At 55.5% G+C, this 25,326-nt stretch carries 13 protein-coding genes; 10 read left to right on the top strand and 3 right to left on the bottom strand.

Translation table 11 applies throughout. The features are described from left to right. Positions 1–59: 59 nt before the first annotated feature. The 3 genes from IEV29_RS13700 to IEV29_RS13690 are packed head-to-tail and all read left to right on the top strand — an operon-like array spanning position 60 to position 8,026. Positions 60–2,621: a methyltransferase domain-containing protein gene (locus IEV29_RS13700; RefSeq protein ID WP_188381897.1), complete on the top strand. Its 2,562-nt coding sequence runs from the start codon at positions 60–62 to the stop codon at positions 2,619–2,621. Beyond that, positions 2,618–4,432, top strand: a complete 1,815-nt coding sequence (locus tag IEV29_RS13695; RefSeq protein ID WP_188381896.1) for an FkbM family methyltransferase — start codon at positions 2,618–2,620, stop codon at positions 4,430–4,432. The genes IEV29_RS13700 and IEV29_RS13695 overlap by 4 nt, the downstream gene beginning before the upstream one ends. A gap of 60 nt (positions 4,433–4,492) precedes the next feature. After that, on the top strand, positions 4,493–8,026 hold the full coding sequence (locus tag IEV29_RS13690) for a glycosyltransferase (protein WP_229726418.1): 3,534 nt from the start codon (positions 4,493–4,495) through the stop codon (positions 8,024–8,026). Positions 8,027–8,073: 47 nt separating this feature from the next. Here IEV29_RS13690 and IEV29_RS13685 read toward each other — a convergent pair whose 3' ends face one another. The 3 genes from IEV29_RS13685 to IEV29_RS13675 all read right to left on the bottom strand — a co-directional run bounded on the left by IEV29_RS13685 (position 8,074) and on the right by IEV29_RS13675 (position 10,461). Beyond that, the gene (locus IEV29_RS13685; protein WP_188381895.1) at positions 8,074–9,570 is read right to left on the bottom strand and encodes a DEAD/DEAH box helicase; all 1,497 of its coding nucleotides are present in this window, start codon (positions 9,568–9,570) and stop codon (positions 8,074–8,076) included. 203 nt (positions 9,571–9,773) lie between these two features. After that, positions 9,774–10,073 (bottom strand): hypothetical protein, encoded by a 300-nt coding sequence (locus IEV29_RS13680; RefSeq protein WP_188381894.1) that lies wholly within the window; start codon positions 10,071–10,073, stop codon positions 9,774–9,776. A 205-nt stretch (positions 10,074–10,278) separates the two neighbouring features. Continuing rightward, on the bottom strand, positions 10,279–10,461 hold the full coding sequence (locus IEV29_RS13675) for a CsbD family protein (RefSeq protein ID WP_188381893.1): 183 nt from the start codon (positions 10,459–10,461) through the stop codon (positions 10,279–10,281). A 313-nt stretch (positions 10,462–10,774) separates the two neighbouring features. On the opposite strand from IEV29_RS13675, the gene IEV29_RS13670 reads away from it, so the two are divergent. The 7 genes from IEV29_RS13670 (at position 10,775) to treS (ending at position 25,312) form a co-directional block, all read left to right on the top strand. Beyond that, on the top strand, positions 10,775–11,812 hold the full coding sequence (locus IEV29_RS13670) for a ligase-associated DNA damage response exonuclease (protein WP_188382152.1): 1,038 nt from the start codon (positions 10,775–10,777) through the stop codon (positions 11,810–11,812). Next, on the top strand, positions 11,805–13,424 hold the full coding sequence (locus IEV29_RS13665) for an ATP-dependent DNA ligase (protein WP_188381892.1): 1,620 nt from the start codon (positions 11,805–11,807) through the stop codon (positions 13,422–13,424). Before IEV29_RS13670 ends, IEV29_RS13665 begins: the two co-directional genes overlap by 8 nt. Continuing rightward, positions 13,421–15,955, top strand: coding sequence for a ligase-associated DNA damage response DEXH box helicase (locus IEV29_RS13660; RefSeq protein WP_188381891.1), 2,535 nt, complete (start codon positions 13,421–13,423; stop codon positions 15,953–15,955). The genes IEV29_RS13665 and IEV29_RS13660 overlap by 4 nt, the downstream gene beginning before the upstream one ends. Further along, a complete protein-coding gene (gene pdeM, locus IEV29_RS13655) occupies positions 15,943–16,596 on the top strand; it encodes a ligase-associated DNA damage response endonuclease PdeM (protein ID WP_188382151.1) in 654 nt (217 codons plus the stop codon). Before IEV29_RS13660 ends, pdeM begins: the two co-directional genes overlap by 13 nt. A 396-nt stretch (positions 16,597–16,992) precedes the next feature. Then, entirely contained in the window at positions 16,993–18,546 is a 1,554-nt protein-coding gene (glgA, locus tag IEV29_RS13650; protein WP_188381890.1) for a glycogen synthase GlgA, read from the top strand. Between the two features lie 115 nt (positions 18,547–18,661). Further along, positions 18,662–21,934: an alpha-1,4-glucan--maltose-1-phosphate maltosyltransferase gene (locus tag IEV29_RS13645; RefSeq protein WP_188381889.1), complete on the top strand. Its 3,273-nt coding sequence runs from the start codon at positions 18,662–18,664 to the stop codon at positions 21,932–21,934. Between the two features lie 39 nt (positions 21,935–21,973). Next, positions 21,974–25,312, top strand: a complete 3,339-nt coding sequence (treS, locus tag IEV29_RS13640; protein WP_188381888.1) for a maltose alpha-D-glucosyltransferase — start codon at positions 21,974–21,976, stop codon at positions 25,310–25,312. The last annotated feature ends 14 nt before the right edge of the window (positions 25,313–25,326 follow it).

Here is a 25,326-nt window from a genome sequence, read left to right as displayed (position 1 = left end):
CATGACTACATCGCCATGCAAAAAAGAAGTTACTTGCGTTTACTTTTATTGAGCCAAGAATGAAGTGGAATTGCATCGCCTGCGTCGAAGACCTTATACGCCCAGAAAAACTATTGGGGTCATTCCCGCTCCCGCTATTTACATTAGTCAGTGAGCCGATACGCCAAGCGATTCAAAAAACTGTCTTGTTTGAACACGGCACCGGAATCCCTTCCGCAATCGTGCAACATGGTGCCAGCAAGTTTGACTGGGAAGAATTCAAACGATTGGCCTACGAAGAAGGACAATCCTCCTGGGAACATTTGAACTTCACCATCCCTGAATCTGCTCGGGTCTATTTACGCACATGCATTCCCCAAAATACTCTGCTGTTGGGCGTAGAGATGCCCGCATGGTTCAAGGCATGGAGCATCGAGTCAAATATCGATTACATCGATCTTCGAATTTCACCTGTACGTTTTGCCCGCGACTTTTACATTGCGATCGATACGAATAATCCTGAAATTTACGAACGCATTCAGAAACACGCTGTTCCCGAGGAGGAAATCCGTTTAGAAGCGACCGCAATGACAGCGTCGACGCTTGCGCAACAATGGGCGCTGGATCGTCAAGACAGATATCCTCTCGATTTGGATGACACGTTAATCTACGTCGGGCAAACATCATTCGATGCAGCCATCATTGGTGCACCAGGAAAACATTTGCGCTGCCAGGATTTTGCCAATGATCTGTTGAAGTTAGCATCAAAACCATGGCGCAAGATTCTGTACAAACCTCACCCTTTTGATGATGGCTTTTCAAGCGAAGAACGCAAAGCGCTGGAAGCCATCATGCAACGCCCGCTGTCGATCTGTCTAAACAATAGCTATCAAATCATAAGCAGTTCGGCTTGTACTGAACTGGTATCCATCTCATCTGGCGTATTGCAAGAAGCGGAATTTTTCGGAAAGACGACACACTGGCTGCACCAGCCTCTCGTACCGCTTGCATGGCCGCAAGATGCCTATCAAAACGGGCGATATCTGCAAGTACATTTCCAAACTATTCTGGCCCCATCTTTCTGGCACCAAATCCTGGCCCCGGATCAAACAGCGCCAAGAGTGCCGCAACTCCCTACGCTTACGCCGAGCTACGGACGTGAATTGCTCGATACATGGTGGGATTACTCCAAGTTCAAGCTATGGCAACGCAATTTTTGGATCGAAGCGTTTGAACGGTCTGGTGGCGGATTTCTTCGCCATCGCGTCGAAACACTGGAGCAAGGCTTGCTCCGAAATCGCAGTACCATTTTGGATTGTGATGAAGGAAACCACACCACGTGGCCATCCAGTGCTCAGGTTCAAGGAAAGATCACCATTCGGGGTAAAGGCAACCACATTACTATCGCAGAAGGTGTGAACTTTGACGGACTCGTCGACGTTACTGGCCACAATAATCAAATTCATATCGATCAAGATGTTCGTCTCGTGGGAAAGATTTACATCTGGGGATCCGGCAGCACATTACAAATCGGCCGCAATTCAACTTTCGCGCGCGTCGACATCAAATGCCACGAGGGAAAGAACATTACGATCGGTACCGATTGCATGTTCTCTTACGATATCGAGATGCGCACGACGGATGGGCATTCGCTTGTCGACATCGCAAACCGACAACGCATTAACCCACCAGAAGATATCGTCATCGGTGATCATGTATGGGTAGGAAAAGGGGTCACGATCCTCAAAGGAACGATCGTCGCAAGCAACAACATGATCGGCGCAAGCGCCCTTCTTAATCGCCCCTATAAAGAGGAACAAACCGTACTTGCAGGTAGCCCAGCCAAAGTAATCAAGCAAGCCATCACTTGGCAGCGCGAAGCAAAAGAAAAATTCACCACCGCTGAACTCGATGCGTGGAAGTTGTTACAAACATCGCCACCAGATTCGAGCAAAAAACCTGCATCCAATTGCATATCTCCATCATCTCTTGTGATCAGTGATGAAGACTGGTTCGCCTGTATTGCGACTATTCGGTCCAAGATCGAAGCTAACCCGCAGCAATTCGGACGAGGCGATCTCTATCAAGCACACGAAACCTGGGGGATTAAAGGTCAGCGCCCGACGTTACAACGCTTGTACGAATATGGACTTGAGAAATGGCTGCCTGCACATGCCAACGTCCTCGATATCGGTTGCAACATCGGGATGTTCGGACTCGCTCTTTCAGAAAAAATAAAAAGCTACTACGGCTTTGATCATAACCAACTGCTCATCGACATCGCACGGCAAATGGCAAATGTACGTGGCATAGATAACTGCCAGTTTGAATGCGAAAGCTTTCGCGACTTCACTTTGCGTAACAAAGAAAACAAGTTCAATGTTGTCTTCTCTTTTGCCGTGCATGTCTGGATCGGCATGTCGATCGCTGACTATGCAAAAGCAGTCTACGCGTTGTTAAAACCGGGCGGCATTCTGATTTGGGAAAGCAATCGTCTGGATACCAATGACAAGGATTTTTTTCAAAATGTGCGTCACTTCCTCAATGCAGGCTTCGTCATACAGTCTTGCGGAAAGCTGAAAGATGACAACATTATCGAACGAGGTTTTTATGTGCTCGCCAAGCAGGAACCGTCGCAATGATGCAAGCTCATCCATCAGCTTCTGACACGCAAACGCTTTCAGCATCCCAGCCTGGCGAATCCGCAATGCTGTTGCTGAAGCAAGGCAAAGAGAAAGAGGCAGAGGCCTATCTCCATCAGGCAGTCAGGCTGCAACCATCCAATGCCCAGTGGCATCTCGAACTGGCAAGATTGCAAAGACTGCATGACCGTGAGCGGGCAAAGAAAACATATGGCATTGCCCAATCGTTGGGAAGCATCAATGCAGAGTTTGAGGTGCGCGCCTTGTCAGAGGCACCTGGTGCCATCGAGTACCTTGATCCCAATGAGATATGGCAAACAGATAGACTGGATGTGGCGGTCAAACTGCTCTTTGCAAGAAGCCTGCTCAACCCTGCTGCGACAAAAGCCGACATTGCACATGCACTCTATCGTCGGCATATTCTTCATCGTACAAACGGTGTTGAACCAGAATCATCAAGCAAGACGTCTCAGGAAGACTACGAACTGTGCTTCCAAGGTCTGCTCGCCTCTATTCAAAAAAACGGTTTTCCAGACAAATTTGCGATCCCAATTGACTGCAATAACAGAATACTGAACGGCGCTCACCGCTTGGCAGCAGCGCTGGCACTGCAGTTGGATCGCGTACCAGTCGTGCGCATGCCACCCACTTGGCATGCGTTGGATTGGGGCATGGCTTGGTTTCTGCGGCATGATTTTTCACCGGAAGAAATCAATCTTCTCCTGGGACTATGGGCCGACGCTCATCCTGACCAGATTGGCTTGTTCGTAATCGAGCATTGGGGCTCCGGTGTGCCGGAAGATTGCATGCACGAATTGCACCGAGAATTTCCACTTCTCGCGTGGCGTGACCTGCATCCTACTGTCGCACTGACATCGCTCTCTCATCAAGAGACACCGCCAAGGGGCCCATGGCGATACGTGTTGGTCAACAAACGCGAAGAAGCCACCTTCCGCACCTTTGCCACATCACAGAATGAGAAGTACGCACATCGACTGCATTGCCGAGCACTATCCGGCGATGCCTCACTCACCTGGATCACCCAGTTGCTGGATGAGCCTACCGTCGCTTCTTGGCATCCAGAGAGCCCGTCGCGCGCGAGCAATGCCTCATCGATTGCATCCTGGATGCGCTATGGTGAACAAGCTAAAGCAACGGCACCACTCACCCAGCCGAACTTTTTAAAGTGGCGAAATCTTCAACTTCTTGAAGACATTCATACAGTCATTGATGTTGGCGTCGCCAATGGCACACCGGATCTCTTCAATCACATAAAGCCAAAACATGTGATTTTTATCGAGCCGGTACCATTATTTAAAGAACGTATTCAGGCGTTGCAGATGCAATTCCCCAGCAGTCAGTATTTCCCTGTCGGACTCTCAAGCCAGGATCAGGAATCAACAATCAACTACCGCAAAGACTGGCCCATTCTGACCTCTTTGCTGAAGAGCAGCCCGCTCAGAGACACCGGCAGCGAAGAAATCGAGCAGATGCCTGTGTCCTTGCGCAAACTGGATACGCTCTTTCCTGAATTTCAGAATATCGACGGCCCAATCCTGTTAAAAATCGACACGGAAGGATACGAGCTGGAAGTTTTAAAAGGCGCCGTTGCGTCTTTATCAAAAATAAAATATCTCGTCCTCGAAGTATCAGTCATTGAACGATTTGAAGAGTCTTATACTTGTCGAGAGCTGTTCGCGTTTTTGCAGGAACATAATTTCATTCTGCAAACCTGCCTTTCTGCCAGCGTCGACGCAGAAGGATTCTGCCGTGTCATCGATGCTGTATTTTGCAATACCTCATTGTCCTGATCATCACCGCACGATTCTGGATAATTCGCAACTTCTCAATCTTTTAAGGTATCGATTCAATTGAGCGTAGAGACTATTGTCAGCATCATCATTCCTGCCTATAAGTTTCAGTACATGGAACAGGCGCTTGATAGCGTATTGAATCAAACCTATCCTTCACTCGAACTGGTTATCTGTGATGACAGTGCGGATGGCCGCATTGCCGAACTTGTCGAGAAAAAAAGAGCGAGCACCAGCTTGCCGATTCTTTATATCAAGAACAGACATCAAATTGGTGAACTCACCAATACAGTCAAATGCATTCGACACGCGCAAGGCAAGTACATCAAGTTTTTGCATGACGACGATGTACTTGAACCAGAATGCATTGCCGAACTGGTCACCGCAATGGAGAACGAGCCGGACGTCGTACTCGCATCTTCCCGCAGACAACGCATTAATGAGGAAGGCGAGCCACTTCCCGACATTCTGGCGACTTCCTTCCCTTTTTCAGGCGATGTCCTCATCAACGGCAAGGAACTGATTTCCTTCCTTGGCGATCACACCATCAATTTCATTGGTGAGCCAAGTTGCATCATGGCACGCAGTGCTGATCTTAAAGAGATCGACATGCAGATGATGTCGCTCAACGGCAAGATGATCCATTGGGTTGGTGATCTGGCCTTGTACGCCAAGCTGCTACAACGCGGCAATCTAGCTTTCCTCTCCAAGCCATTAACCAAGTTCCGCGTATCCAACTCACAATTCAGTCAGGCAGGCCGTGACAAGGTTGGCATTGGCGATCAGGGGCACGCCGACTTTCGACAAGCGATACGCGATCTGGGATGGTATCGCACATCGGGAGACAACCGGTTTGTCAGCGTGGCCCCCATCACGCGTCTGAAAGCACGGACATTCAAGCCGATCAACCTGCTGGATGCGTTACGACGCGCCGTCGGCTTAGGCAGTGTGTCTTTATCTTCCTGGCTGGAGGCACGCAGACCGATTCCCGCCGAGCAGGCACTAATCAACCAACGCCTTGCCGAGCAGAATGGCGGCCCGCGTATTGCCGTCATGTTGCTCAATCAAGGTGATGCACCCGATGCATCGGATGCACTCAAGCGGTCGCTCGATCATCTTGAACGGGTCAACCTGTATCGCCACATTGAGATCGTGGTGTTCACCACACAGCCTCACACAGACTGCGATGAGAAGGTCACGGTCATCACGCTAGAAGACCATACGCATCCGGTGACTGCGATCAACGATTATCTGGCGAGATCGCAAGCAGACTGGCTCCTTGTCGCAGAAGCAGGCAGTGAATTTTTGCAAAGCGGGCTGCTGATGGTTGCGCTCGATCTGCCGATCCTGCCGGATAGCTGTCAGGCCGTTTATGCAGATGAACTCGTTCGTCTGAACGATGACGAACTAGGCGTGCTGCTGCGTCCGGATACCAATCTCGATCTGCTGCTCAGTTTTCCGGCAAGCATGTCACCGCATTGGCTTTTCCGTCGTACAGCCTTAGTGGAACAAGGTGGCTTTTCGTCGTCAAACGGTCGTGCATTTGAACTGGCGTATCAATTGCGCTTGATCGAGCAGTTTGGTTTGGGCTGCATTGCGCACGTCAGCGAGCCCCTGTTGATTGCCAATGCATCCAGCATGCAAGAACATGCGGATGAGCAGGTGGCCATTGCGCAGCATCTGAACAATCGTGGCTATCCGCAAGCAAGCATCCGTAGCCATTTTCCGCGCTGCTACGAAATTGATTACGGTCACACGCAACAGCCATTTGTCAGCATTTTGGTGATCGTAAAGGATCGCCTGCCGCAGGCACAGCGCTGTCTGGAGAGCCTGCTGGAAAACACCCAGTACACGAATTACGAAGTACTGCTGCTGGATCACGGCAATCAGGCTGCAGATATGCGTAACTGGCTGGCTGGTATTGAAGCGATTCAGGCGGCACAACTGCGTGTTCTGCGTTTTTCCGAAAGCGTTTCCGATGCGCGGCTACGTAATGAAGCAGCCCAGCAGGCGCGTGGTGATTTTCTGCTCTGGCTCGGCGATGGCGCTGCCGTACTGCATAAGGACTGGCTTCAACAACTGTTGAATCACGCCTTGCGGCCGGAAGTAGGCGCAGTCGGTGCCAAGCTGTTGTCTGCCGACGGCAAAATACGTCATGCCGGCCTGCTGCTCGGACTCAACAGCCCGGCGGGCAGTGCATTCGAGGGACTGGCGCATGATGACAACGGCTATATGCAGCGCTTGCGACTCGATCAGAACTATTCGGCTTTGAGCGCGGAATGTCTGCTTCTGCGCCGCACCTTGTTCATGGAAGCAGGCGGATTCGATGAAGAGCCGCTGCTCTCGCGCTGGACTGATGTCGATCTTTGCCTGAAGTTGCAACAAGCCGGCTTCCTCAATGTCTGGACGCCGCGTACGCGACTACTGATGGACATGCCACCTACCAGGCCGGTCGGCTCTGCCGAGGAAGATGCAATGTATGCGCGCTGGCTCCCCGTACTTGCGCGTGACCCGGCCTACAATCCCGGTTTTTCTCTGCAAGACAACGAAGGCTTCAAGCTGGCTGCACCACAGCTGGCGTGGCGCCCCTTGCAAGCCTGGCGCCCTTTGCCTGTCGTACTGGCCCACCATGCCGATCCGTATGGCTGTGGCCATTACCGCATCATCCAGCCCACACTTGCCATGTGCAATGCGGGCCTGATCGACGGCACACTTTCCAGCCAGATCCTGTCACCGACCACGCTGGAGCGGTTTGCGCCAGATGTCCTTGTAATGCAGCGCCCTACTTCGCCAGAACGCATCGAAGCGTTACGCAGAATGAAACAGTTTTCAAATGCGTTCAAAGTGTACGAACTGGACGACTATCTGCCCAATCTGTCGATGAAGAACATCAACAAGCAAAACATAGACAAAGATGTCTTGAAGCGCATAAGACAAGGCTTGGCCCATGTCGATCGCTTTGTCGTCTCTACCGATGCGTTGAAAGAAGCGTTTGCCGGTCTGCATGCCGACATCCGCGTAATCGAAAATCGTCTGCCTGCGGACTGGTGGGGCAATTTGCAAGGTAAGCGGCACACCTCGACCAAGCCACGTGTCGGCTGGGCGGGTGGCAACAGTCATAGCGGCGATCTGGAACTGATCGCCGATGTTGTCAGGGAACTGGCCAACGAAGTCGAGTGGGTGTTCTTCGGGATGTGTCCGGACAAACTACGTCCTTACATTCATGAACTGCATGCGGGCATACCGATCCAGCAGTATCCGCAAGCCCTAGCCGATCTCAACCTCGATCTGGCATTGGCACCGGTAGAAGATCATCTCTTTAATCAATGCAAAAGCAATTTGCGCTTGCTCGAATATGGCGCTTGCGGCTTCCCTGTCATCTGCAGCGATGTCCGCTGTTACCAATACGACGATCTGCCGGCAACACGTGTGAAGAATCGTTTCAGTGAATGGGTCAATGCGATCCGCATGCACCTTGCCGATCCGCAAGAGAACGCGCGACGCGGCGATGCCTTGCAGGCCATCGTGCGCAGAAACTGGATGCTGGCAGATGACAATCTGCTGGCGTGGCGCAAGGCCTGGCTGCCGGATTAAAAAGGGCGCTCATGGTGAGCGCCCTTTTGATTTCCGGATCATCTGCATCAGCGTTTCGGTGTGCCACCCAGCAACGCTGCCACTTTGTTTTTTTGCGGTTTGATCGACGACGACTTGCTGTCGACTGCTTGTGTCTCGCTCGCTGTCGTGCTCGATGGTTCATAAGGTTGCGTGAAAAATGGATCAACCTTTTCACGACGTGGTGGGGCATAAGCACCACGCGCGCCCGGCGTGTAGCTGTGACCGGCGTGTTCGCCGGCTGCTGCACGTTGCGGAGAAGCTCTTCCCTCATCGCGACGGGTACCGCGCTCCTGACGACGATCACCACCACGCGAGACGACCAGCCCGCTCAGCGCTTCCGGTTTCAACGATTGCTTGGTCAGCTTCTCGATATCGGCCAGCAAACGTGTTTCCTTGTCCGAGCAGAACGAAATGGCATCGCCTTTTGCGCCGGCACGACCCGTACGACCGATGCGGTGCACATAATCTTCGGCGTTGTAGGGCAAATCCACATTGATCACGCAAGGCAGTTCGGCAATATCGAGACCGCGTGCTGCGACATCGGTCGCGACCAAGACTTCAACCTCGCCGGACTTGAACTGATCCAGCGCCTGCATGCGTTCGCCTTGCGACTTGTCGCCGTGAATCGCTGCGGCCTTGACGCCGCCGTTGACCAGATGACGCGCCAGACGCGAGGCTCCGATCTTGGTATTGGAAAATACGATGACCTGCTTGAGACCGCGTTCGCGAATGATGTGCGACACCGCATCCGCCTTGGCCTCTTCCTCAACCTTGTAAATGATCTGCTTGACGTTATCGTTAGTTGCATTGCTGCGTGCCACTTCGATCGTCACCGGATTCTTGAGGAAGCTGCCCGCGAGTTTCTTGATTTCGGGCGAGAAAGTCGCCGAAAACATCAGGTTCTGGCGCTGCTTCGGCAGCAGGTTGATGATGCGCTGCAGATCAGGCAAGAAGCCCATGTCCAGCATACGATCCGCTTCATCCATCACCAGAATCTGTGTCTGCGCCAGATTGACGGTTTTTTGTTGCACGTGATCGAGCAAACGACCCGGTGTCGCGATAACGATTTCCACACCCGATCGCAAGGTGACAGTTTGCGGACCGATATCCACGCCACCAAACACCACGGCCGAACGCAACGGCGTGTGACGCGAATAAGCCTTGACGTTATCCGCCACCTGATCGGCCAGTTCGCGCGTCGGCGTCAGGATCAGCGCGCGCACCGGATGGCGCGCTGGCGACATGCTGGTATTGGCATGTGCCAGCAATAACTGAATGATCGGCAGCGAAAAACCTGCCGTTTTACCGGTACCGGTTTGTGCTGCTCCCATCACATCCTTGCCTTGCAAGACAACCGGAATGGCTTCCGCCTGAATCGGTGTCGGGTGTTCATAACCCTGCTCGTTCAAAGCGCGCAAAATCTCCGGTGCAAGACCAAAATCCTGAAAACGAACGGTGGCGGATGCAGTGACAGGCGAGGCAGCGGGAGTTGCGGTGGGCGATACGGACTGAATGTCAGACATGATATGCAGCAGGCTTGCTTGCAACGATAACCACTGCAAACGCAATGGTTAGGCAAAACCTGACTCTTTCGATAGTGGTGATGACGCGTCAAAGGTCGGGGACTGCGCTCATTCAGTTCTGGCAGGCAGTCCTGCCCTGAACAAATTCCCGCCCCAGACGGAAATTCCACATTATACGCCTGACGACAGAAAGACGTGATTTATCAAAGACTTGACGCCATTTCAACAATGTTCGGACGAGTGCATCGGATTGCCTGCTCGCGTACCATTTCGGCATCGATGATGGATTTCGCAATGCGCAATGTCTTGTTGCGTGCATCAACCGGATTGGGTTCGGCACGACTGACTGTTCCTGCACGCGCCTGTGCGCTATTTTCTCGCCAAAAATCAAAATGGCCACGCCAGTACGAGCCCGCCTGATCAGGCGTTTGACGCTCGACCGTAACCATCAATTTGAACCCGTTGTACTCGATCGGCATCGACATTGCGCTTTCCCGTGTCATCTCTTCCCTCTTGCCTGGTATTCACTTGTTCTTTGCGGAACACGAACCGCAAGCAGTATAAAAGTGACTGGGCCGAGCACCAAGGCAGGCATTGTTATCAGCTGATCAGTCCCAGTTATCAACCATCCGTGCATCGCACGATCGGAAAGCAAAAAGCCCATCCGAGGATGGGCTTTCATCAACAGCGAGTATTACTCGCAGAGGATTACTTCTTGGTGCTGTCCTTGACGCTTTCTTTCACGTCGCCGTAGGCCTTCTCGGTTTTACCTTCGACCTGCTTGGCCATACCTTTGGCTTGCTGTTCCTTGCTGCCGATCAGTTCGCCAGCTTTCTGTTGTGCTTTACCAGCGATATCTTTAGCAGTGCCTTTAACTTGTTCTTTATTCATGTCTATTCTCCTGCAAAAAGTAATGGCGATTCACGCCAGACGAGCGGGATTGCTCAACTTTCATGCGTACTTTGCCCAAAAAAAACAGGGGAATCCGTGCGCTAAATCACATACCTGCTTATATTGCCGTACGGCATTTTGACGCAATCGTTGGAGGATTCTTTTTGATGTGAACAACACCATGCAGGCCGATCTCTACCTCATTCTGTTAATGCGCGTACAGACCTTCCCCGCAGCGACTGGCAATCTGCAAAACGAACCTTATATAAAGATTCGCGATACCTCTGTTAAGCGGGCATTGATCGGAGAAACCATGAGCGACATGGTGGTGGCGAGAAAGGAAGGGCTTTATTGCGTCCCTGGTGATTTCTATATCGACCCATGGCGTCCTGTTGCGCGTGCCATCATCACGCACGGGCATTCTGACCACGCACGCGTCGGTCACACAAAGTATCTGGCAACCGAACAAAGCGCGGGTATTCTGCGCGCCCGTCTTGGCGATATCTCGCTCGACACCCTGCCTTATGGCGAAACGATCGAACATAATGGCGTCCGCATCTCGCTGCACCCGGCTGGTCATGTGCTCGGTTCCGCACAAGTACGCATGGAACACAAGGGCGAAATCTGGGTGGCCTCTGGCGATTACAAGGTCGAACCCGATGCCACCTGCGCCACCTTCGAGCCCGTCCGCTGTCATGCCTTCATCACCGAATCCACCTTCGGGCTGCCCATCTACCGCTGGCAACCGCAACAACGGATATTCGACGACATCAATCAATGGTGGCGGCGCAATGCAGACAACGGCCGTTGCAGCGTGGTGTTTTGCTATGCGTTTGGCAAGGCACAACGCATCCTGCACGGACTCGATACCAGCATCGGCCCAATCGTCTGCCACGGCGCCGTTGAGCCGTTGAATCGCGTATATCGCGAAGCGGGCGTAAAGCTGCCTGACGTCTATCTGGCAAGCGAGATCAAGGACAAGGCCTTTTACCGCAATGCCATCGTCATCGCCCCACCTTCTGCCGGCGGCTCCACCTGGATGCGCCGGTTCGGCGACTACAGCGATTCCTTCGCCAGCGGCTGGATGCAATTGCGCGGGGCGCGCCGAAGACGCGCCGTTGATCGCGGCTTTGTCCTGTCCGACCATGCCGACTGGCCGGGCCTGATGCAGGCGATTCGCGCCACCGAAGCGCAACGTGTGATGGTCACGCACGGTCAGGTCGCCGTGCTTGTACGATGGCTGCGCGAAAACGGTCTCGATGCAGGTTCGTTCGAAACCGAATACGGTGACGAAGACGGAGAGAAGGACCCCAGCGCTGCTGATCAAAGCGAGGCACCGACCCATGCGTGACTTCGCCCGTCTCTATGCCGGACTCGATGAAACGACGGGCACCAATCGCAAGCTCGAGGCGCTCAGGAATTACTTCCGCCACGCCGCAGCCGAGCACGCTGCATGGGCCGTCTATTTTCTTGCCGGCGGAAAGCCGCGGCAGGCCGTACCGACCAAGTTGTTACGCCAGTTCGCCATCGACTATGCGCAGATTGCCGAATGGCTGTTCGACGAGTCCTACCATGCCGTCGGTGATCTGGCGGAGACGATTGCGCACGTCCTGCCACCACCGCAGCAGAGCAGCGATGTGGGACTGGCCGAATGGATGACTGAACGCATTGCCCCCTTGCGCGGCGCCGATCCGGAAACCATACGAACCGCGTTGTACGGCTGGTGGAATGAAACAGACTGGCGCGAACGCTTCCTCCTCATCAAATTGATTGGCGGCGGTTTTCGGGTTGGCGTTTCCAAACTGCTCGTCACGCGCGCGCTGGCCGAAGTCGCCGAGCTTGATAGCAAGCTTGTGGCGCAACGTCTGATCGGCTGGACCGATGGTCGTACGCAACCGACTGCCGAACGCTACGCGCAACTGATCGCTCCGGTCACGCATGACGAACACCTGTTGCGTGGCGGCCAACCGTATCCGTTCTTTCTCGCTCATCAACTGAACGCTGAACCCCAGACACTGGGGGCAACAGATGAGTGGCTGGTCGAATGGAAGTACGACGGCATACGCGCACAACTCGTGCGCCGGCAACACCAAAGCTGGCTGTGGTCACGCGGAGAGGAACTGATCACCGATCGCTTTCCCGAACTGATTTCGATTGCCCTCCTCGAAGGAACGGTGATCGATGGCGAAATTCTGGTGTGGCGCGATGACATGCCTGCACCATTCGCCGACCTGCAAAAGCGTATCGGCCGCAAGACCGTCAGTACCAAGCTCTTGAACGATCTGCCGGCTGTCCTGGTGGCCTACGATCTGCTCGAACACGAAGGGCAGGACATGCGCAGCACGCCCCAGTCGTCACGCCGTGCCCTGCTCGAAAAAGTCGTGGCGCAAGCAGATCATCCCGCCTTACGTCTTTCGCCGCTGATCGTCGCCGCCGATTGGCGAGAGCTGGAGACCATACGTGCAACCTCGCGCTCGCGTCTCGTCGAAGGCATGATGCTCAAGCGCGCCGATGCGCACTACGGCGTCGGCCGCACGCGCGATGTCGGTGTCTGGTGGAAATGGAAAATCGATCCGCGCGCAGTCGATGCCGTACTCATCTATGCACAGGCGGGCCATGGTCGCCGTGCCTCGCTTTATACCGATTACACCTTCGCCGTTTGGGACACGGAAGCCGATGGCACACGCAAGCTGGTTCCGTTTGCCAAAGCCTACTCGGGCCTGACCGATGCCGAGATCGCCAAGGTCGATGCCGCCATTCGGCGCACGACGATCGAGAAGTTCGGCCCCGTGCGCAGCGTGAAGCCCACCATGGTGTTCGAAATCGGCTTCGAAGGCATTGCCGCTTCGACACGACACAAGGCCGGCCTTGCCGTACGTTTTCCGCGCATCCTGCGCATACGCGACGATAAGGAAGTCGAGCAGGCAGATACGCTGGATGTGCTAAAGGACATGCTGGCATGAATGCACGTACTTCGCGTCCGACTGTTACTCAGGCCGATGCTGTCGACATCACGTCACCAACAGCGCGCGACGCCACGCCGCTACAGCAGATCGATGCCTGGTTCGCGGCGCGGGACTGGAAAGTCTTTCCCTTCCAGCGCACGGTCTGGCGCGCGGCGCAAAAGGGAAAATCCGGCCTGCTGCATGCGACAACCGGCTCCGGCAAAACCTATGCAGTCTGGTTTGCGGCGTTGCTGCGTGTCTTGTCTCAAGGAGCCGGTCGTCAGCAAGGGGGCTTGCGCGTACTGTGGCTGACACCCATGCGTGCCTTGGCGGCCGATACGGTTCGGGCGCTGGAGGAGCCGCTCGCGGCCTTGCTCCCCGACTGGCAGGTTGGCATGCGAACCGGCGATACCAGCTCATCGGAACGCGCACGACAAGACAGGAAACTGCCGCCGGCACTCGTTACGACACCGGAAAGTCTGACGCTGCTTTTAAGCCGCACCGATGCGCGCGAGCAGTTCCGCCGGCTTGATGTCGTCATTGTCGACGAATGGCACGAACTCATGGGGAACAAGCGCGGCTCGCAGACCCAGCTGGCATTGGCACGCCTGCGTCGCTGGAACCCCGATCTCGTGATCTGGGGACTGTCTGCCACGCTCGGCAATCTGCAGCAATCGCAGGATGCGCTGCTAGGCGATGCTTCTGCAAATGGCGTCCTGGTCGAAGGCGCGAGCAAGAAACGCATCGTGGTCGATACCCTGATTCCCGATCATCCTTCGCGCTTTCCCTGGGGCGGACACCTGGGCCTGCAAATGCTGCCTGCTGTCATTGCCGAAATCGACAGGCATCAGACCACGCTGGCATTCACCAACACGCGCTCGCAAGCCGAGATCTGGTATCAAAATATGCTGGAAGCCAAACCGGAATGGGCCGGTCTCATCGCCCTGCACCATGGCTCGTTGGACAAGAGTGTGCGGGAATGGGTGGAACGAGGTCTCAAGAACGGCGAACTAAAAGCCGTGATTTGCACGTCCAGCCTTGATCTCGGCGTGGACTTTCTGCCGGTCGAACGTGTATTGCAGATCGGCAGTGCACGCGGTGTCGCTCGCCTGCTGCAACGTGCAGGTCGCAGTGGTCATGCACCGGGGCGCGTCTCACGCGTGACACTGGTGCCGACCAGCAGCCTCGAACTATTGGAGGCAGCGGGCGCACGGGATGCCGTCGCGCGTGGGCAGATCGAAGCCCGTGCCATCCCCAACAAACCGCTCGACGTCCTGGTACAGCATCTGGTGACGATCGCCCTCGGCGGCGGCTTTACCTCACAAGAACTGTATGACGAAGTCCGCACGACCTATGCCTATCGCAACCTGACGCTGGAGGAATGGCAATGGGCACTCGATTTCGTTGCGCGCGGCGGGCAAAGTCTGACCGTTTATCCAGAATACCGACGTGTCTTGCCGGACGAGCACGGTATCTTTCGCGTGCCGGACAACACGATTGCGCGTCGCCATCGCATGGGCATCGGCACCATCGTTTCCGATGCCAGCGTGCAGGTGAAATACTTATCTGGCGGCACGATCGGTTCGATTGAGGAATCGTTCATCTCGCGTCTGAAAGCCGGCGATCACTTCCTGTTCGGCGGACGCATTCTCGAATTCGTTCGCATGCACGAGATGGCTGCGTATGTACGCCGCGCTACCGGATCACGCGGCGCGATTCCACGCTGGCAAGGCGGGCGCATGCCGCTGTCTTCCGAGCTTGCCCACGCCGCACTCACCAGACTCGAACAGGCATCCCAAGGCATGTATGAAGGGGCCGAGATGCAGGCCATTGTGCCGCTGCTGGAACTGCAGCAGCAGTGGTCGGGGTTGCCAACCGCACACTCGCTGCTGGCGGAGATTACCCACAGCCGCGAGGGACAACATCTGTTCATGTATCCATTCGCCGGTCGTTCGGTCCATGTGGGTCTCGCTTCTCTGCTGGCATGGCGCTTCAGTCGCGAACAGGCCGGTACCTTTTCGATCTCGATCAACGACTACGGCTTCGAGTTGCTTTCGCCTGTTCCGGTCAATTGGCAAGCATTGCTAACCACGGCAGGCATCGCCAACCTGCTGAGCACCGATCACCTGCTTGAAGATGTGCTCGCCAGCCTGAATGCAAGCGAACTGGCGCAACGACGCTTTCGGGAAATCGCGCGTATCGCCGGTCTCATCTTTCAGGGATATCCGGGCCAACCAAAAAGCAATCGGCAGTTGCAGGCATCGTCCAGTTTGTTCTTCGAAGTCTTTCGCAAGCACGACGCCGGCAATCTCTTGCTGACACAGGCGCAACGCGAAGTACTGGAGCAGGAGCTCGAACTGACACGCTTGCGTGACACACTGGAAGAATTGCAACAACGCACGCTACAAGTCCACCAAACGAAACGTGCCACACCCTTCGCCTTTCCCTTGATGGTCGAACGCTTTCGCGAAAAACTCAGCACCGAAAAGCTGACCGACCGCGTTGCCCGCATGGTGCGTGAACTGGAGAAAGCAGCATCGACACGCTAACCATCACTGCTGCGGGCCATGCCTTGACGCTGCTACCGCAGCGTGCGCTCTGGTGGCCGAAACACGGCATGCTGATTCTTGCCGACATCCACTTCGGGAAAGCCGCCGCGTTTCGTGCGAAAGGTGTGCCTGTACCGCGTGGCACCACAAGCGAAAATCTGCAAAGTCTGGACAAACTGATTGCCCGCTATGCACCACGTACCGTGCTGTTTCTCGGCGATTTCTTGCATGCCGCGACGTCGCATGCAGCCGCCACCTTGGCTGCCTTACGGCAATGGCGCAGCCGGCACCCGGAATTGAAACTCATCCTCGTCCGCGGCAATCACGATCTGCGTGCAGGCGATCCGCCGGATGATCTGGAAGTTGACATTGTCGACGAGCCGTTGCTGATTGAGGGCTTTGCGTTTTGTCATCACCCGCAGACACTGGCCGGTAACTATGTCATTGCCGGACATCTGCATCCGGTTTTTCGCGTCCGCAGCGGCCGCGATTCTCTCCGCCTGCCCTGTTTCGTGTTTGGCGAACATGGCGCCATCCTGCCTTCCTTCGGTGCATTTACGGGCGGCTTCACCATGGATGCGCAGGCTGGTGAACAGATCTTCATCGTGGTGGAACAGAGTGTGATCCGCATTCCTCGATAAATGCGACGGATCAAAACAATGCATTTATTTCTCTGCTGCACCGTCGGTGTGCAGGCTGTCAGGCATGCGCCTTGCTAACCTTACGACTGTCTGACAAGTATTTTTTGACGGACGTACCGCGCACTTCAGAGCATGCTTCAGGGCAACGAAAACAATCACCAAGCCGGGATGGCGACCTTGCAGGTTTCCACATCACAACACGGCGTTTCACAGGGGAAAGATGCGTACATGACGATACTGAAATGTTACCTCGGTAACGTTTTCTTACAAATAGTCGCGGCAGTGTCTGATTCGACTTCAAGAAAGGCTTCGGTATCGTAGGGTACAGTAGATACAAACTAATCAAACTATACGGGCGCAAGCCATAAGCAGCGCACATAGACCTGGGAGAAGTTGATGTTACAACCGCGTGTTCTTCTCGTAACTTCCGAAGCCGTACCGCTCGTCAAAACCGGTGGTCTGGCTGATGTCATTGGCGCACTGGCTGCCAACCTTTCGACACTCAAGGTCGATGTCACGATCATGATGCCCGGTTATCCGGCGGCACTCGAACTCACCAAGCAACTCCAGATAATTTCCGATCTTCCCGCCTTGCCTGGCGGTGATGCCGAACTGATGCAAGGTGTCATGCCGGATAGTGGCGTCAAGGTATTGCTGATTCGCTCGCCATTGTTTGACAAACGCACGGCCAATCCCTACGTCGATCAGAACGGTCAGGAGCTGGATGACAATGCGGTTGCATTTGCCTCGCTCGCCCATGCCGCCGTGCGCGTCTGCGCCGGCAAGACAGATTATCCGGTACCGCATGTAGTCCATGCCAATGACTGGCACGCCGGTCTGGTGGCTGCCCTGATGAAGCTCGAGGGCGTTACCAATGTCGGAACCGCACTGACGATTCACAATCTGGCCTTCCAAGGCAACTTTGCGTTGGACAAGGCCGAAGAGATCGGCATTCCAGCCGACATGATCACCGAAGACGGCATGGAATTCTGGGGCAAGATGAGCTATCTGAAGGCGGGCATCGCCTGGTCTGACCAGATCACCACCGTCAGCAAGACCTACGCCGAAGAAATTCTGGGAGAACTCGGCTATGGCATGCAAGGCATTCTCAACAAACGCAAGGATGTCCTGAGCGCCATTCCTAATGGCGTGGATCTGGATCTCTGGAGCCCGAGCCACGACAAGCTGATCAAACGCAATTACAGCCTGGAAGACATGAGCGGCAAAGCGGCCTGCAAACGCGAGTTGCAGCGTCTGTTCAATCTGCCAATCCAGCAGTTCACGCCGTTGATGGCGGTGGGTAGCCGCATCACCCATCAAAAGATGGCCGATGTGATTCTGGCCGCCATGCCTGATCTGCTGGAACGTCATCCGCATCTGCAAATCGCAATCCTGGGTTGCGGCGAACCACAATACGAAGCGCAATTCAAGCAGTTCGCAGCAGACTATCCCGACCGCGTCGGCGTCAGCCTTGGCTATGATGAGCAACGCGCGCATGCCTTGCACGCCGGCGCCGACATCCTGCTGCACCCCACCCGTTTTGAGCCGTTCGGCCTGACGCCGATTTACGCCATGCTGTACGGTACGATTCCTGTCGCGTCACGTGTTGGCGGTCTGTGCGATACCGTAATCGATGCCGGCTCTGGCGACGTGTTGGCCGAAGGCGCAACCGGCATTCTGTTCAAAGGCGAGCAGCCAGAAAATCTGTGCGAAGCGGTCGCGCGCGCACTGGCGCTCTATGCCCGCCCAACGCAATGGGAAACCATGCAGCGGACGGCCATGGCGAGTGATTTCTCCTGGTCCAGTCCGGCCATGGCTTATATCCAGCTGTATGCCAAGATCGCACCGACCGCAGCACGCCCGCTTTTTTTGGAATTATTGAAGGAGCTGCTCAAGCCCAAAGCGAGTAAGCCCATGGTGAGTCCCTCCCCCCTCAAAATGACAGCGTGAAAATTACCGGCATGCGATTTGCATCGCATGCCGTGAGGTCGTTTGGACGTACAATCTTTACGTAGTGCGCCAAACGGCCTCGTCCCTTTCATCTTTCAAGTGAAACGGTTTGACCATGCCCAGCCAACCCGCTTCGGGCAACTGCCCGCCGCGCATCTATTGCATCGCTGCCTCGACCATCGCACATGACGACGACTGGCCGCAGCTTCTGACACACATACATCGTCTGGGCTTTGATACCCTGCTCCTGACGGACAGCGCCACACTGGCCTTGCCCTCGACCCAGACCTCCCCTATCGATACCCTGCAACGCCTGACCGAAGCATGTCGCGATCAAGGCCTGCAATTGTTTATCGATCTGGAACTGGACCGTTTTCCGACGGATCATCCACTGGTTGTCGAACAGGCCCATCACTTCTATCAGGAAGATGCCGTCACCGACACATTGCCCGACCCGCGCTTTCAATCCGGCTGGTGCGATACCGGACACGCGCGCCTGCGCCTCGATAGTGAGGGACTGGAACTGGCGCGACAGTACTGGCAAACCCAGCTGACGCAGTGGCTGCAGGCAGACCTTGCCGGCTTCCGTTGTCTATCGCTCGCTCGCATTGCGCCCTGGCTCTGGCGTGATCTGATCCATGCGGCAAAGGCAAGTGCACCGTCCGCATGTTTTATCGCATGGACGCCCGGCACACCCGGCGATCAGCTGCTGGCGTTGCGGGATTGCGGCTTTGATTTCACCGTAGCATCGGATGCCTGGTGGGATTACCGTGCTGACTGGCTGATCGAGGAACAGCATCGCTTGAGCGCTGTGGCGCCGGTACTTGCCGCTCCCGAAGATCCAGCGGGCCCACGCTTGCAACATCGCCTGCATCTGGATGATGCACGTCATGCCGAACACGCCTATCGCCGTGCACTGCTGATTGCAGGTGCGACCGCACACGGCATGCTGCTGAATGCCGGCTTTGAGTACGGCAACGGCACCGCTCTCGGCGAACTCTATCGCGATGAACAATGGCGTCAGCCGGTCGTTTTCGATTTGTCTGCCGATATCAAAGCCATCAATCAACAGTTCGCTACATCCCGCGACCCGATGCGCCACGTGCAGCAGATATCGGCACCGCATGCCGATCTGATTCTGTTGCAACGTACATCACAGGCGGAAAAGGTCGCGACGCTCACTGTCATCAACGCCGATCTGTTTCATCCACACACGCTGTCGAGTTTGCAACTGCATGAAAATCTGGCCGGCTGGACAGTGCCGGATGATGGACAACTGACGCTGTCGCCCGCCGAAGTGCGAACGATACCCTTGCAAACCCTTGCGCCGGTTGCACAGACACCTTCGGGCGGCAAGAATGCAGTCATCCGCGCAACAAGAAATGCGCGTGTTGCGATTGAACAGATTTCTCCCGTTGTCGATCATGGCCGCTTTGCCGCCAAACGCATTGCCGGTAGCGTGATCGAGGTCGAAGCCGATATCTTTGGCGATGGCCATGACAAACTGGCGGCATCCGTACTCTGGCGACCGGCAGACGACAAGCAATGGCAACGTGTCCCGATGCGGCTGATCGATAACGATCGCTGGCGTGCGGTTTTGCCCTTGCAGCGCATCGGTCGCCACTTCTTCATGGTCGAAGCATGGCGCGACAATTTCGCCACCTTCCGGGATGAACTGGAAAAAAAACATAATGCGGGTCTGAACGTCTCTCTGGAATTGCTGGAAGGTCGTCTGCTTGTCGAAAAAACGCTGGCAGAACAAGCAGAAGACAGTGATCAGGTCGCGGCACTCAAGAAACTGCTCAAGCAACTGCCCGCCAAGAGCAAGAAGAAACTCGACGAGCAGGAGCGCGCACAAGCCGTGGAACTGTTCCTGAATACCGATACGGCGACGTTGATGGCCGCTGCCGATCTGCGCGACTTCAGCACCTGCAGCGAGGAATTCCGCATTGATGTCGAACGTCGTGCAGCAGAATTTTCAAGCTGGTACGAACTGTTCCCACGCTCGCAAAGTGGTGATATCCATCGTCACGGCACGTTCGATGACGTGATTGCACGTATTCCGGCTGTGCGCGATATGGGATTCGATACCTTGTACTTTCCACCGATTCATCCGATCGGCAGCAAGAACAAGAAAGGCAAGAACAATACGCTGACGCCGGCACCGGATGATCCGGGCAGCCCTTACGCGATCGGCTCACCGGATGGCGGCCATGACGCCGTGCATCCGGAACTGGGCACGCTCGACGATTTCCGCCGCATGCTGCGTGTCGCACGCGCACACGGTCTGGAAATTGCGCTCGACTTTGCCATCCAGTGTTCGCCCGATCACCCCTGGTTGCAGGACCACCCGGAATGGTTTGCATGGCGCCCGGACGGTTCCATCCGTTATGCGGAAAACCCGCCGAAAAAATACGAAGACATCGTCAATGTCGATTTCTATGCCACCAGCGGCGACCATCCCGCGATTCCCGAACTGTGGATCGCCTTGCGTGATGTGGTGCTGATGTGGGTGCGTGAAGAGGTCCGTGTATTCCGTGTCGATAATCCGCACACCAAGCCACTGCCATTCTGGGAATGGATGATTGGCGATATTCGCAGCCGCTACCCGGATGTGATCTTCCTGTCGGAAGCCTTTACCCGACCAAAGCCGATGTACCGTCTTGCCAAGGTCGGCTTTTCGCAGTCCTATACCTACTTTACGTGGCGGCATACCAAGCAGGAATTCATCGATTACCTGTCCGAACTGACGGCAACCTCGCCGGCTGGCGGGCCGCGTGATTTCTTCCGGCCACATTTCTTCGTCAACACACCGGACATCAATCCTTATTTCCTGCAACGCTCGGGGCGCGCCGGTTTTGTGATCCGTGCAGCGCTCGCAGCGACATTGTCCGGTCTGTGGGGCGTCTACAGCGGATTCGAACTGTGTGAGGCGCAAGCTGTCACAGGGAAGGAAGAATATCTGGATTCGGAAAAATACGAGATTCGCGCATGGGACTGGCAACGCCCCGGCAACATCGTCCGGGAAGTCACGCAACTGAACCGGATACGTACCAGCAATCCGGCACTGCATACGCACCTGAATGTACGTTTCCACACAGCATCGGATGACCATATCCTGTATTTTTCAAAATCGACGCGCGGTACGTCTGCGGACCGGTTTGGCGACAACACCTTGTTGATCGCCATCAATCTGGATCCGTTTGCCGCGCATGAAAGCACGATTGACCTCCCGCTCTGGCAGTTTGGTCTGCACGACGATGCCGAAGTGGAAGTCGAGGAATTGATGAGCGAGAGCCGATTTACCTGGCGTGGCAGACAGCAGCATGTCCGTCTGGATCCGCAACAACTGCCATTTGCCATCTGGCGCCTGCGTCCGTCCGGCTAAGTGCCATCAACAAGCAACCATCTGGAGAAAAGGTAGCCCATGACCAATCCGTTGACCGCACAGATTGCAGAACAGGAACTCGCCCGGCCATCCGCCAGCTTTAGCGAGGACCCGCTGTGGTACAAGGATGCGGTCATCTATCAGGTGCATGTCAAATCCTTCTTCGACTCCAACAATGATGGCGTCGGCGATTTTCCCGGCCTGATCGACAAACTCGATTACATCGCCACCCTTGGCGTCAACACGATCTGGCTGCTGCCGTTCTACCCCTCACCGCGTCGTGACGATGGTTACGATATCGCTGCCTACATTGGCGTGCATGAAGATTACGGCACGATGGAAGATGCACGCCGCTTCATCGAGGAGGCGCATGCGCGCGGTCTGCGCGTGATTACCGAACTGGTCGTCAATCACACCTCGGACCAGCATCCATGGTTTCAGCGTGCGCGCAACGCGCCGAAAGGCTCGCCCGAGCGTGATTTCTACGTGTGGGCTGATTCGGATGAGGGCTATGACGGCACGCGCATCATCTTTCTCGATACTGAAAAATCCAACTGGACCTGGGATCCGGTGGCCAATCAGTATTTCTGGCATCGCTTTTACTCGCATCAGCCCGATCTGAATTTCGACAACCCTGCTGTTCTGGAAGCCGTGCTGGAAGTCATGAGCTACTGGCTCGATCTGGGCGTCGACGGCTTGCGTCTCGACGCGGTGCCTTATCTGATCGAACGCGAAGGCACCAGCAATGAAAATCTGCCGGAAACCCACGCGATTCTGAAGAAAATACGGGCCAAGCTGGATGCCAGCTTTCCCGACCGCATGCTGCTGGCCGAAGCCAATATGTGGCCGGAAGACGTACAGCAGTATTTCGGTGATGAGGATGAATGCCACATGGCCTTCCATTTTCCTTTGATGCCGCGCATGTACATGGCGCTGGCGCAGGAAGACCGTTTTCCGATTACCGATATTCTGCGCCAGACACCGGATATCCCGCCGAGCTGCCAATGGGCGATCTTCCTGCGTAATCACGATGAGCTGACGCTGGAGATGGTGACCGAACGTGAGCGTGATTATTTGTGGAATCACTATGCATCCGACAAACGGGCACGTATCAATCTCGGTATCCGTCGACGTTTGGCACCGCTGCTCGAACGTGATCGCCGCCGCGTGGAACTGCTCAACAGCTTTCTGCTCTCGATGCCCGGCACGCCCGTGCTGTATTACGGCGACGAGATCGGGATGGGTGACAACATTCATCTCGGTGATCGCGATGGCGTACGTACGCCCATGCAATGGACGCCCGATCGTAACGGCGGTTTTTCCCGCGCCAATCCTGCCAGCCTGGTGTTACCGGCGATTCAGGATCCGCTATACGGCTATCAGGCAGTCAATGTCGAAACGCAGCATGAAGACCCGTATTCGCCACTGAACTGGATGCGCCGTCTGTTGCAGGTGCGCAGCAAGCATCACGCGTTCGGTCGCGGCTCGCTCAAACTCATCTATCCGGACAATCGCCGCATCCTCGCCTATCTGCGCGAATACACGGATGCCGATGGCAATAGCGAAACCATTCTGTGCGTGGCCAATGTCTCGCATGCCTCGCAAGCTGTCGAAATCGATCTGTCGCAATTCGCCGGACGCATTCCGGTCGAGATGCTGGGTGGCGTGGCGTTCCCGCCGATTGGTCAGCTCACGTATCTGCTGACACTGCCGCCGTTCGGCTTTTACTGGTTTATGCTGGTCAACGACACCAGCATGCCGGCTTGGTACGTCAAACCATCCGAACCGCTGCCTGATTATCAGACCCTGGTCTTGCCAAACGGCGCGCCGGACCTGTTGCGCGGTGCCGCCCGCGAAACATTGGAAAAAGTCACGCTGCCGCAGTATCTGCAACTGCGTCGCTGGTATGCCGGCAAGCAGCAAAAACTGTCAGCAGTGCAGATCGCTCAGGCAACGTCCTTGCCGCTCAAACCCGGCATGCTGCCGATGATGCTGACCGAACTGATTACGCAAGATGCCAGTGGCGAGGAACGCTACTTCCTGCCACTCGGCGTGTTGGCGGAAGAAGAAGGCGGGTCCAGCCTGCCACAACAGCTGGCATTGGCCCGTGTCCGGCGTGAGCGTCACGTCGGCATGCTGACCGATGCATTCTCGCTCGACAATTTTGCCTTGCGTGTCTTTGACCTGATCAGTGAAGAAGCCAGCATCGCCACCAGCGATGGCACCATTCATTGCAGCAAGACCGCCGCATTGGCCGACATCGCGCTACCGGAAGAAATCAGTATTCGTCGCATGACGGTCGAACAATCGAACAGCTCGCTCTCGATTGCCGACATGGTCGTGCTGAAAGTGATCCGTCATCTGACGGCAGGCATTCATCCCGAACTGGAAATGGGCAAGGTCCTGACCGAGCGTGGATACAAGAATGCACCGCTGATGCTCGGCGACATGACGCGCATTGCTGCCGATGGCACACCACATACGCTGATCGTGCTGCAGCGCTTTATCCACAGTCAGGGCGACGCATGGCGCTGGACGCTGGATACGCTGGCCCGTACTGCACAGCAAACAGACGATACCGGCACCGGCACGCCAGCCATGGCTGACATGGCGGATCCGATCTTTGACCTGCTGCACTTTGCCGACAAGCTCGGTACGCGTCTGGCCGAATTGCACACGGTACTGGCGCAGGAATCGAGCGATCCTGCCTTTGCGCCGGAGCGTGCCAGCGAGGCCGACTGCCAGTACATGGCCAGACAGATTCACGCGCAACTCGACAAAGCATTCGCCGTCTTGCGTGACCATGAAAGCGAGAACAGCGAAATCCGCGACATGACAGCGCGCCTGCAATTGCTCAAGGGTGGACTGGAATCGCTGATCGACAAGCTGTCTGCCAGTGCCGTCGGCACCTTGCGCACCCGTATCCACGGCGATCTGCATCTGGGTCAGATTCTGGTTTCTTCCGGCGATGTCTATCTGGTCGACTTTGAAGGCGAACCCGCCCGCACGCTGGAGGAGCGTCGTGAAAAGAACAGCCCGTGGCGCGATGTCGCCGGTCTGATCCGTTCCTATGATTACGCGGCGTATTTCTCGGCCAATAGCGGTCCGGGCGATCTCAGCGATCAGGCTTTGGCAAATCGTCAGCGGCTGCTGGAACGCTATGTGCCCGAATCGCGTGAAACCTTCCTGCAGGCTTATCGCGCCGGCGCGCCGGACGACCAGGCTGCCGATGCCTTGCTCGACCTGTTTACGCTGGAAAAGGCCTTGTATGAAATCTGCTATGAGGCAACCAACCGTCCGGCATGGCTGATCGTGCCGTTACGAGGGTTGCGCGATCTGGCATCACGTCTGCTCGATCTGCCTCATTCACCCACATAATCCTTCCCATAAAA

It is taken from the genome of Oxalicibacterium faecigallinarum, assembly GCF_014635705.1.
Classification (GTDB): domain Bacteria; phylum Pseudomonadota; class Gammaproteobacteria; order Burkholderiales; family Burkholderiaceae_D; genus Oxalicibacterium; species Oxalicibacterium faecigallinarum.
The sequence above is the reverse complement of the archived record's forward strand: the minus strand, read 5'-3'. Positions and strand labels throughout refer to the sequence as shown.